The organism is Elizabethkingia bruuniana (assembly GCF_002024805.1).
GTDB classification, from domain to species: domain Bacteria; phylum Bacteroidota; class Bacteroidia; order Flavobacteriales; family Weeksellaceae; genus Elizabethkingia; species Elizabethkingia bruuniana.
In genome coordinates this window covers 2,186,034-2,197,678 of record NZ_CP014337.1, presented here as the reverse complement: position 1 = coordinate 2,197,678, position 11,645 = coordinate 2,186,034, and the positions used below count along the sequence as shown (strand labels likewise).

Here is an 11,645-nt window from a genome sequence, read left to right as displayed (position 1 = left end):
ATATCTAGAGGCAATTCAAAAGAATTGCCTCTTTTTATATAAGTGAATTTTCTTTTATTTAAAGAAAATAGTGGATACCCTAAAGCATCCACTGTTTTTGAATAAGTCTTTGTTTGTAATACTTTTCCGTATAGATTAAAGCCAACTAGCAGCCCATCCTTCACCGAAGCATCTAGTTTCTTCTGAATAATAGCAAACTTTTCCTGTTGCAGCTTCACATTGTTCTTGTGAACCATAAAGATGAATGTAAAGTGGTGATCTAGGTCCAGGACAACCTTCCTTGACTCCCCCTTTTACAGATTTTAAATACTCTCTTGAAATTTTTTTTAAATTTTTCATAACATAAAATTTTTGGATTTTTCTTACTCTTTTATAAGCTTTTCAGATTCCGCTTTTATTTTATCTCAAGTTAGTGAATTTTGTAAAATAGCTTAATATTATTTTTAAAATATTTAGCATCAGTCAATTAAGCTTTGACAGCTTCAAGAGAATAAACGAAATAAGAATGAGAGTTTATGGGAGTTTAAGGAAAATTTCTATGTTTTTAAATTTTAAAATATTACTTTGTTATAAAAAGGATTGATAAAATAATATAATTGCAAAATGTTATTCAAAAATCCTTGGATCATCACTTATAAGGCCGTCTACACCCATTTTTTGCAGTTCCTGTAATCTTTCTTTTGAATTTACAGTCCATGGAATTACTTTCATTCCTAAGGCATGACATTCCTTTACAAGCTCAGGAGTTACAAGGCTTTGGTCCGGGCTATAAATAGTAGGAGTAAAGCTTAGAAACTTCATATCTCCTTTTACACCATTAAGGTGGTTAGGATATTGTTTGAACTTTTCTACAGGAATATTCTGAAAGTTAGCCCGCTGTTGAGCAATTTTTTTGTCATCTACTTTTTCTACAAGCAGAGCCGTCATTATTTTAGGATACTTTTTATGGATAATCTCTAAAGTTCTGGGATCAAAAGACTGAATGATAACTCTGTCTTGAATGCCTTTTTCCAAGATAATTTTCATCATAAGATCTGTAAATTCCTTTGGTTCGGGATGGAATATATTATCAGAGAACGGACGTGTTTTAGTTTCTATATTATAAAAGGGGAGTGGCCTTTTTAATTCACGAGCGTAGCTTTCACAAGAATCTATTACTGCAGAAAATAAAGGCTTCTGTACTTTCATTTTCTTCTGATCCGGATAGCGTTCAAGTTTTTTCATACCTACATCATAAGTCTGAATCTTTGCATAGGGCATATCATAGATTTTATAATAAAAACCAGAGTCTCTTGGGATGTATTCACCATTAGGTTTTGTAACAAGTTCCGGAGAAAGGAAAGAGTCATGAGAAAGGATAACTTTTTTATCTTTAGTAATCGCTAAATCCATTTCCAGCGTTGTAATCCCCATTTTTAGAGCATTTTTCATGGCGGGTATCGTATTTTCAGGATATAGCGATTTTCCGCCTCTGTGAGCCTGTTTATCAAAAGATTGCGCATAATTTAGCTGTGCAGCCATACAGAGAATTCCTGCAAAAAATAAGCTTTTCATAAATTAAAATTAAATATTTCGAAATTATGAAATCACTGATTATTACCTGATTACGGGTGTGTTAAGTTTTCAATATATTTATATGAAATGCTTTTCATGGTAAAAAAGGGAGGAAAAAAAATGAAAAAACGTATCTTTGCGTTTTGAAACTTATGGAAAAAATAAAGGTTCACGACAAAACATTCGTACCCTATCTGAAGGACGAAGAATTACAAGAAATTGTTAAAGATGTAGCTCTTAAAATTTACGAAGATTATAAAGACGAAGTACCAGTCTTTGTTGGAGTACTTAACGGAGTATTCATGTTTTTCTCTGATTTAATGAAACATTATCCGGGAAATTGTGAGATTGCATTTCTTCAGGTAAGCTCTTATGCCGGGACACAATCTACAGGTATTGTATACAAGAAAATGGATCTGACAAAAGATATTAAAGATCGTCATATCATCCTTGTTGAAGATATCGTAGATACAGGAAATACTATTGAAGCCCTGTTCGAGTACTTTAAAAATACACAAAGACCAAAGTCTGTAAAGCTGGCAAGCCTTCTTTTAAAGCCAGAAGTTTATACCAAACAATTTAAAATTGATTACATCGGGAAAGAGATTCCTAACAAGTTTGTATTAGGTTACGGACTGGATTATGATGAACTTGGAAGAAACCTGAAGGATCTTTACCATTTGGAGGATGGGAAAATTAATGATAAGTAATAAAGAATCTAAATAAAAAAGTAAAATGATTAATCTTGTATTATTTGGCCCTCCAGGGAGTGGAAAAGGTACACAAGCTCAGAACTTAATAAAAAAATACAACCTGAAACAGGTTTCCACAGGAGATTTATTCCGTTTCAATATGAAAAACGATACGGAACTTGGAAAACTGGCAAAGTCATATATTGACAAAGGCGAATTAGTGCCGGATCAGGTTACCATTGATATGCTTATTGATGAGCTGAAGAAGCCTACAGATGCTGCAGGATTTATCTTCGATGGTTTTCCAAGAACTGCTGCACAGACTGAGGCTCTGGAACAAATTGTAGAAGAAGAATTAAATCACCCTATCGACATTTGTCTTTCTTTAATAGTAGATGATGAGATCCTGGTAGAAAGATTACTAAAGAGAGGTGAAACAAGCGGAAGAACGGATGATAGCAATGAAGATATTATTCGAAACCGTATCAAAGAATATTATACTAAAACTGCAGAAGTTGCAGAATTGTATAAAAAGCAAGGTAAATATATCGAGGTAAATGGTGTAGGAGAAATTGAAGAAATTTCGAATAAGCTCTTTGCTGAGGTAGATAAAATAAAATAGCTATCAGTTGCTGGTTTACGGTTGATGAAGATCAACTGTAAACTATATAACTGTAAACCAAGAACTAAATATATGTCCAATTTTGTAGATTACGTAAAAATTCATTGTCAATCAGGTCACGGAGGTGCAGGTTCTGCCCATCTCCGCAGAGAAAAATATATCCCGAAAGGAGGTCCTGACGGGGGAGACGGAGGACGTGGAGGTCACGTAATTATGAAAGGAAATGCCAATGAATGGACATTATTACCCCTTCGTTATACACGACATGTAAAAGCACAGCGTGGTGAAAACGGTGGAAAAAGTCAGCTTACAGGTGCCGATGGAGAAGATATTTATATTGAAGTTCCTATCGGTACAATTGCAAAGAATGAAGAGGGCGAGGTGATTGGTGAAATCCTTGAAGACGAACAGGAAATTGTTCTGATGAAGGGTGGAAAAGGTGGATTAGGAAATGAACATTTCAAATCTGCAACCAACCAAACACCTAGATATGCACAGCCAGGGCTTCCGGGAGAGGAGGGCTTTATCGTATTTGAACTAAAAGTATTGGCAGACGTAGGATTAGTAGGCTTTCCAAATGCCGGAAAATCTACTCTTTTATCTTCTGTATCTGCGGCAAAACCAAAGATTGCTAACTATGCCTTTACTACATTGACACCCAATTTGGGTATTGTTAATTACCGAAATTATAAATCTTTTGTAATGGCAGATATCCCAGGTATTATAGAGGGAGCTGCAGAAGGAAAAGGTTTAGGACATCGTTTTTTAAGACATATAGAGAGAAACTCTATTCTTTTATTCCTTATCCCTGCTGATTCAGAAGATCATTTTCAGGAATTTAAGATCCTTGAAAATGAATTGAAAGAATACAATCCAGAGCTTTTGGATAAAGATTTTTTAATCTCTATTTCCAAATCAGACTTACTGGATGAAGAATTAAAAACAGAAATTGCAGCTGAATTTCCGGAAAATCGTCAACCATTATTTTTCTCAGGAGTTACCGGGGAAGGGTTAATGGAGTTGAAGGATGCCATTTGGAAAATGCTGCACGGATAATCGTTGTCTATTTCCGTTTACATTAAAGATTTAAAATTATATATTTGACTTTCGACGATTTAAAATTAATAGAACCTATTTCCAAAGCATTGCAGGAAGAAGGTTACAAGACTCCGACCTCTATTCAGGAGCAGGCAATACCGAAAATTCTTGCCGGAAAAGATCTATTAGGATGTGCACAAACCGGTACCGGAAAAACGGCCGCTTTTGCTATTCCTATCTTACAGCTTCTTACAGAAAGAAGCGAAAATAAACACCGTAAAGGTGTTATAAAAGCATTGATATTAACGCCAACAAGAGAGCTGGCAATACAAATAGAAGAAAACTTCGAAGCTTACGGAAGACACTTGCCATTGAAAACAATGGTGATTTTCGGTGGAGTAAAGCAAGGTGCTCAGGAAGAAAAGCTAAAAAGAGGAGTAGATATACTCGTAGCAACTCCGGGGCGTTTGTTAGACTTTATAAGCCAGGGAATTATTACGCTGAAGAATCTGGATATTTTTGTTCTGGATGAAGCGGACAGGATGCTCGATATGGGTTTTGTTCATGATGTAAAGCGTATCTTAAAACATTTGCCAGAGAAAAGACAAAATCTTTTCCTTTCTGCAACAATGCCCAAAGAAATACAAAAACTAGCTTCCGAAATATTGGTAAATCCTGTAAAAGTTGAAGTAGCACCTGTTTCTTCTACAGCGGATACTATTGATCAATCTGTTTTCTTTGTAGATAAGGATGATAAAATTAATCTTCTTATTCATCTTTTACAGGATCAAAGTTTATCTCCTGTTATTGTCTTCTCTCGTACGAAGCATGGAGCTGATAAAATTGCAAAAAAACTTAATCAGTCTAAAATATCAGCTGAAGCCATTCATGGGAACAAATCCCAGAATGCAAGACAAAACGCTTTGAGTAATTTCAAGAGCGGAAAAACCAGAATTCTGGTAGCTACAGATATTGCGGCAAGAGGAATTGATATTGATAACCTGAAATATGTTGTAAACTTCGAACTTTCAGATGTAGCGGAAACTTATGTTCACCGTATTGGAAGAACGGGTAGAGCAGGAGCTTCAGGAACTTCATTCTCATTTGTTGACGGATTAGATTTAGTGAATCTAAGAAATACAGAAAAATTAATCGGAAAGAAAATTTTTGTAAACAAAGAACATCCTTTTCATACCGATGATTTGGTAGAGCAAAAAAGAGATTCCAATAATAAACCGGTTTTTGGTGGTGCAAGACCTTCAAATGCTGGAAATAACAATAACAGCAATAAAAGAAATGTAAAGACTTCTAAAAAGCCTTTCTTTAGAGGGAAAAAGAAATAGTTTCTTTAAATAAAATAATAAAAAAGCTCTGTAATTTACAGAGCTTTTTATTTATAATTGCTTCTGGCAATATTAATTCGTTTCTATTAATTTATTTAATTCTTCTTCGGAAGATAAACCGGTTGAAGATGCTAATATTTTGAGATTATTATTTACTAATACTGTATAAGGAATAGCATTGTTTAGTTTAAGAATTATTTGAAAAGATTCGTAAGCTGGAGAGCTGCTATTTACGATCAGTTGTTTCCATTCCATTTTTTCATCTTTTAATGCTTTTTTCCATGCATTCTCATCATTGTCTATTGAGATCGATACAAACTCGGTAGAAGCATCAGTCTTACTGTGTACTTTTTTTAACAAAGGAATTTCTGCTTTGCATGGTCCGCACCAGCTTGCCCAGAATATAATAAGATGCTTTTTATACTTGGTATCTATAACTTTTAATTGATTACCATTCTCATCCTCTAATAGTGGTAACATAATACCCTTTTTATTAAAACGTTTCTGGTTATAACTTTCAAGCTTTTTATAAGTACTACTTTGGGTAATGTCACCTTTGAAAGATTCCATAAAACTTTTAATTTCATCAGCATTATAATTATTCTTATTCTGAACCAGTTTATATAGCAGATGATAAGAATATGGATATTGTTTTATCTTTTCTTTAATAATATTAGTTTTGTTAGATTTTACATTATCAAAAAAATCACCATCTGTATTATAATATACTTCAGTTTGTCTGCCTGTAATAATTGGGGGACCTTCAACTAACTTTACTTTCTCAGTAAGCATAAGCTCTTTTGGTGTAAAATCTTTGATATTTCCTTTTATTGATATCACAGAATCGGAAAGAAAGGTTGAAGTATTCCAGCCGGAACCTCTGTATTTTGCATGTGTAGGAAAGCTGAAAAGCCTGGAAATACCTTTGTCATCTTTATGATCTATACCTAAATAGACAGGTTCACCGGAATTATCCCACTTATATGTAAAGCTAAATACACCATTTTTTGATCTTGTACTATCAATTTTATTACCTGCCCAGTCTTTATATAGATATACAGTACCGTCAGGTAGATTCGGAATATTACCTTCAATCACAGTTTGTTTATCTCTGGAGCAGGATAGAATAAATAATAGAAAGAGAATAAAGTAGAAGGTATTTAATTTCATGTTTTGTATTTTATTTAACAGCGAGATTTTCCTCCATTTGAAGTTACACGTAATGGACCACTGCCGACACCAATGTCACAATAAGCCGATTCACTACCTGGCCATGACCTGCATTCGCCTGAAAACGTTGTCCAATTTCCATTTCTGTCTTGTAGCTATAGGTACAAGCTAATCCTCTACCTGTTACCTTTTTTAAATCTGTTCTTGAAAGTTTTTTGAAATTTTTCATCTTGTATTTTTTAGAATTAGTAATTATATTTTCATTTTAAAATAGTATAATGTATATAATTATTTTTATTTATTATTATGACTTTAAATTAGTTAAATGATTTAAAATTATAACTATTTTTAATTATTTAAATTATTTAAATTATTTAAATTATATTTTACTTATATTTAGAATTGTTTTGTAGTCTTTACGGTTTATTATTAAAATTTTCTTGTCTTATTTTAAATAAAAAACGCCATATATTATGATAATATATGACGTTTATGCTTTATAAAATTAGTCTAACTTATTTCATTCCAAAAATATTCAGTGCATTCTGGTTGGTTATAGCCTCAATATCTTTATAGTCCTTCTTATAAAGATCTACAAGTTTTCCAAGAACCAAGGCTGTATATGCACTTTCGTTTCTCTTGCCACGGTGGGGAACAGGAGCCAGATATGGAGAGTCGGTTTCCAGAACAATTTTGTCCAGTGGAATTTCATTTAGAAATTGATCTATTTTTCCATTCTTAAAAGTGACAACACCGCCTATCCCTAATATAAATCCTAAGTCTATAGCATGTTGTGCCTGATCCAGGTTCCCTGAAAAGCAATGGAATATACCTCTTAATTTTGGGTGCTTCTTTCTTTCTAAAACTTCAAAAGTTTCGTTGAAGCTTTCTCTTGTATGAATTACGATTGGTAAATCCATTTCAATAGCCCAGTCAATTTGCTGTTCAAATGCTTTTACCTGAATATCCAATGTAGATTTGTCCCAGTAAAGATCTATTCCAATCTCTCCTACAGCACAGAATGGTCTTTTATCCAGATATTCTTTTACCAGAGCAAGTTCTTTTTTCCAGGTTTCAGGTTGTACACTGCAAGGATGCAGGCCCATCATTGCAAAGATTTCGTCTGGATATTGGGCTTCCAGTTCCAGCATTTTTTCATGAGTTTCTGAATCTATAGCAGGAAGATAAAACTTTTCAACACCAGCTTCTTTAGCCCGTTTAATAGCCTTATCTCTGTCTTCATCAAATTGTTCGGAGTATAGGTGGGTGTGAGTATCAATCATTTTATTATTATCAATTGTTTGTTGTAAAGGTTGTTTGTTTCTGGATATACAGCGTAGAATTTTAAATTCTCACATCACGAAAAATATTGTGATGTACTTTCTGTTGTTGCTGGGCAATCCGTTCCTTCAGTTTTTCTTTAAAAATAATATATTCTTCAGAATTATGCTGAATAGGGCGGTGCATAAGCGCCTGGTTTATTTTCAGATTCTCTTTCATAAAGTCAAGAGTTTCTGGTGTAATATAGGCTTTCGAAAACTTTTCCCAGATGTATTGTATAGCCTGATTGTTTGGATGAATCAGATCTTCTTTATAAAACCTGTAATCTCTGAGGTCATCCATCAGAATTTCATAAATTGGCAAATATTCGCAATATTCTGATACTTCTACCATTTCATGAACTGCATTAATCAGTAAAGATTTGCTTCGCTGATTTTCTACAATACCATCTTTAACATGCCTTACAGGGCTAATGGTAAATAGTACCTGTAATTTTTCAGAGGAAATGTCTTTCAGCATATTAATCGTTTCCGAAATAGCATCAGTAATTTCCAGATGTGACAAAAGTCTTTTTGTAAAATGTTTCTGAGGTATTTTATGGCAATTGGCAACAATTCTGTTTTGCTCTGTAAATTCATATATCCAGGATGTTCCATAGGTAATGATAATCCATTTCGCTTCTCTTAAAAATTCAACCGCTTCATTTAATGATTGGTTAATTCTGTCAAGACTTTTATGAAGATACTGATCATCAAAACTCGTATGATGATCCAGACTGATGTATTTTCCCTGATGGTAAATGAAATCCTCTTCAGTATATTCTCGGCCTTCATAAATCCTTTTTAGTGCATTATTTACAGCTATAGGATGGAATATTGTTCCGAAAGGATTATTGACGGTTTGTAACTGTCCGGAAGCAAAAATGGAAGCCATTTCTGTAGCGAAACAACTTCCAATGCTGAAAATACGATCTTCAGCCTGAATTTTCTGCTTGCTTTCGGCAAGTTGTATTTCAGTTCTGAAAAGCATTTATATTATGAATCTCTTTTTAACAGATAGTTTGCAAGTTCTATAAATGGCTGCTTCTTATCGTCAGGAAGATTAATTTTATTTAAGTAGTGCTGACCTTTTTCGTTATGTCTTTGGATCAGACGCTGTACTTTCTCATCAACTTTAGTTCTGCGGAATATTTTTTCTACACCGTAAACTTTGTCAATATTATCCGTTTTCTTGGAATACCAGAAGTTTAGTTCTCTGCGTTCCTCTTCGTTTGCAAATTTTAATGCGATAAGGTATAGGATAGTTTTTTTATTTTCAAAAATATCTCCGGCATGTTTTTTACCAAATTGCTCCTGCTTTCCGAATACATCCAGGTAATCATCCATAATCTGGAATGCAATACCAATATGTAATCCGAAGTTGTAAAGGTATTCAGCCTGCTCATCGCTGGCACCACCAATAAGCGCTCCTATCTTAAGAGATGCAGCACTCAGTACACCTGTTTTATTAGTGATCATTAACATATAATCACGATAAGTTACATTTGGCATATTCTCGAAGTTAATATCTAACTGCTGACCTTCGCATAGTACAGCTCCTGTTTCAGAGAATATCTTCACACATTTTTTGAATAATTCCGGTTCCAGATCTTCAAAGAATTGGTAGGCTTTAATCATTAATGCATCTCCTGAAAGAATTCCGGTATTAATACCATGCAGAGTATGAATTGTAGGCTTATTACGGCGTAGTGGCGCTTCGTCCATAATATCATCGTGAATTAGCGTGAAATTATGAAAGAATTCGATTGCTAGTGCCGGCTTTATAGCTGTTTCCATATCACCACCAAACAGATCACATGCCATCATCACCATCATCGGGCGCAATCTTTTCCCCCCGTGTGAGATAATGTAGTTAATGGGATCGTATAGCTCAGTTGGCTTCTGCGTAAATTTATGTTTCTCTATTCCCTCGGAAACAAGGTCCTGATATTGATCAAAAAACTTCATACTACAAAAATAATGTTTTTACTTTCATTTCAGACTTTAAAGACATAAAAAAACTACCCGAAAAGGGTAGTTTTATTTCTTTATTGTTTTACTTTAGAATAATATTACAATAAGATATGCAATAGCCGCTACAAGAGCACTGATTGGAATCGTAAGTACCCATGCCCAAAGTAAGCTTACTGTAATTCCCCAGCGTACCGCGGAAACACGTTTTGTAAGTCCTACACCAATGATAGAACCTGTAATAGTGTGCGTTGTAGAAACCGGAATAGCTAAATATTCAGTGATGAATAATGTTAGCGCTCCTGCAGTTTCTGCACTTACACCTTCTAATGGAGTTACTTTTGTAATTTTTGTTCCCATGGTCTTGATAATCTTCCAGCCGCCACTCATTGTTCCCAATGCGATGGCAAGGAAAGATACCAATGGTACCCAAAGGTAATGTTGTGCAAAGTAGTTGAATCTGTCAGCTGAAGGCATTGCAGCATATCCGTCCTGTAAAATGTTTACATGGTAAAAGATTACTGCGGCTCCGATAATACCCATTACTTTTTGCGCATCATTCAAACCGTGCGTTAAACTAAACAGGGCCGAAGAAGCTAACTGTAGTTTTTTGAACGCCTGATCTGCCTTATGAGGATTACTCCTTTTATAAAGATGTACAATAATCAGTGTAATGATAATTGAAATAACCATCCCGATAAGAGGTGCCAGGAAAATAAATAAGAAGATAGGGATTACTACATTAAATTTAACAACCCCCTGAGTCGTCAGTTGCTTGAATGCTAAAGAGAACGTATCAAAAAAGCCAAGCCCCGGTTGTGCTGCAGCTATCTGGTTGTAATCTGTAACAAAAGCGTGCATTAGAGCAGCGCCTAAGAAACCTCCGATAAGAGTATGTGATGAAGAGGAAGGAATTCCAAACCACCAGGTAAGCAGGTTCCATGCTATAGCAGCAATAAGTCCTGAGAAAATTACTTCGAGAGTAATGAAATTTTCGTTAACCGTTTTAGCAATGGTATTTCCAATTTTAAATTCCCCTATTACATACGCTGCAAGGAAGAAAGCGGCAAAATTCCATAATGCTGCCCACAGTACAGCCTGAAATGGCGTCAATACTTTTGTGGATACAATTGTGGCAATAGAATTGGCTGCGTCATGGAAACCATTGATATAATCAAAGATTAGTGCTAAAGCAATAATAACTATTAGTAAAATAGGAAAATCCATTCTGTGTGTTATATATTAGTTTAGGCGTATTTAATCATGATGTTTTCAATAGTATTGGCTACATCTTCAGCCTTATCTGTAACGATTTCAAGATAGTTTAATACAGACGAAACTTTAATAACGTTTATAGCGTCATTTGTTTCAAACAATTCTACCATTGAGTTGGATAATAAATCATCCGCAATGTTTTCAATAGAGTTTACTTTAATACAAGCTTCTTTTACCTGCTCCATGTTTTTGAAACCTTTCAGGTTCTTCATCGCATTCTGGATCTCGATACAAGCTTTATGGATTAATAAAGAGAAATCTGTGTATGATTTTTGTTGTGGAGATTTGTATAGATAAATATACTTTGCAGAAGCATAAATATAATCAGCAATATCATCAAGACCTGTAGCCAGCTCATGGATATCTTCACGGTCAAAAGGTGTGATAAAGTTTTTTCCTAGTTCCACAAAAATCTCGTGAGTAAGATCATCATTTTTGTGTTCATAGTCGCTCATTTTTTTAAGCATTGAATCGTCGTTCAGATCAAAATCCTTTAAACCGTTGTTAAACTCATTTGACATCTCGACAAGATTGTCTGTTACTTTCTCAAAAAGGACAAAGAAAATCTTATCCTTTGGTTGAAATGCGTGGAAAATATTACCAATTCCCATTATGATATAATCTTTAAAAGTTTGTGCAAATATCGGTAAAACGAATTTGT

At 34.3% G+C, this 11,645-nt stretch carries 13 protein-coding genes; 4 read left to right on the top strand and 9 right to left on the bottom strand.

Going from position 1 to position 11,645, the window contains the following annotated elements; genetic code table 11:
* Window positions 1-135: 135 nt before the first annotated feature.
* Both AYC65_RS20755 and AYC65_RS10235 read right to left on the bottom strand, forming a co-directional pair.
* Window positions 136-339 carry a bacteriocin-like protein gene (locus AYC65_RS20755; protein WP_131828160.1) on the bottom strand — a complete coding sequence of 68 codons (204 nt, stop codon included), beginning with the start codon at window positions 337-339 and terminating at the stop codon, window positions 136-138.
* A gap of 267 nt (window positions 340-606) precedes the next feature.
* The gene (locus AYC65_RS10235) at window positions 607-1,554 is read right to left on the bottom strand and encodes a glycerophosphodiester phosphodiesterase family protein (protein ID WP_034869069.1); all 948 of its coding nucleotides are present in this window, start codon (window positions 1,552-1,554) and stop codon (window positions 607-609) included.
* 152 nt (window positions 1,555-1,706) lie between these two features.
* On the opposite strand from AYC65_RS10235, the gene hpt reads away from it, so the two are divergent.
* The 4 genes from hpt (at window position 1,707) to AYC65_RS10215 (ending at window position 5,249) form a co-directional block, all read left to right on the top strand.
* A complete protein-coding gene (gene hpt, locus AYC65_RS10230) occupies window positions 1,707-2,264 on the top strand; it encodes a hypoxanthine phosphoribosyltransferase (protein ID WP_009085071.1) in 558 nt (185 codons plus the stop codon).
* A 25-nt stretch (window positions 2,265-2,289) separates the two neighbouring features.
* Window positions 2,290-2,868 carry an adenylate kinase gene (locus tag AYC65_RS10225; protein ID WP_009085069.1) on the top strand — a complete coding sequence of 193 codons (579 nt, stop codon included), beginning with the start codon at window positions 2,290-2,292 and terminating at the stop codon, window positions 2,866-2,868.
* A gap of 72 nt (window positions 2,869-2,940) precedes the next feature.
* Window positions 2,941-3,924, top strand: a complete 984-nt coding sequence (obgE, locus tag AYC65_RS10220) for a GTPase ObgE (protein ID WP_034869067.1) — start codon at window positions 2,941-2,943, stop codon at window positions 3,922-3,924.
* 44 nt (window positions 3,925-3,968) lie between these two features.
* A complete protein-coding gene (locus tag AYC65_RS10215; protein ID WP_034869066.1) occupies window positions 3,969-5,249 on the top strand; it encodes a DEAD/DEAH box helicase in 1,281 nt (426 codons plus the stop codon).
* A gap of 72 nt (window positions 5,250-5,321) precedes the next feature.
* Here AYC65_RS10215 and AYC65_RS10210 read toward each other — a convergent pair whose 3' ends face one another.
* The 7 genes from AYC65_RS10210 to AYC65_RS10180 form a co-directional block, all read right to left on the bottom strand.
* Complete coding sequence (locus AYC65_RS10210; RefSeq protein ID WP_059333887.1) at window positions 5,322-6,419, bottom strand: TlpA disulfide reductase family protein; 1,098 nt, start codon at window positions 6,417-6,419, stop codon at window positions 5,322-5,324.
* A 43-nt stretch (window positions 6,420-6,462) separates the two neighbouring features.
* Entirely contained in the window at window positions 6,463-6,648 is a 186-nt protein-coding gene (locus AYC65_RS10205) for a bacteriocin-like protein (RefSeq protein ID WP_034869063.1), read from the bottom strand.
* Between the two features lie 286 nt (window positions 6,649-6,934).
* Entirely contained in the window at window positions 6,935-7,702 is a 768-nt protein-coding gene (locus AYC65_RS10200) for a TatD family hydrolase (protein WP_034869061.1), read from the bottom strand.
* Between the two features lie 61 nt (window positions 7,703-7,763).
* Window positions 7,764-8,729: a GSCFA domain-containing protein gene (locus AYC65_RS10195; RefSeq protein WP_034869059.1), complete on the bottom strand. Its 966-nt coding sequence runs from the start codon at window positions 8,727-8,729 to the stop codon at window positions 7,764-7,766.
* A gap of 5 nt (window positions 8,730-8,734) precedes the next feature.
* The gene (locus tag AYC65_RS10190) at window positions 8,735-9,706 is read right to left on the bottom strand and encodes a polyprenyl synthetase family protein (protein WP_034869057.1); all 972 of its coding nucleotides are present in this window, start codon (window positions 9,704-9,706) and stop codon (window positions 8,735-8,737) included.
* A 93-nt stretch (window positions 9,707-9,799) separates the two neighbouring features.
* A complete protein-coding gene (locus tag AYC65_RS10185; protein ID WP_034869056.1) occupies window positions 9,800-10,936 on the bottom strand; it encodes an inorganic phosphate transporter in 1,137 nt (378 codons plus the stop codon).
* 20 nt (window positions 10,937-10,956) lie between these two features.
* A complete protein-coding gene (locus AYC65_RS10180) occupies window positions 10,957-11,595 on the bottom strand; it encodes a DUF47 domain-containing protein (protein ID WP_009085057.1) in 639 nt (212 codons plus the stop codon).
* Window positions 11,596-11,645 lie beyond the last annotated feature (50 nt).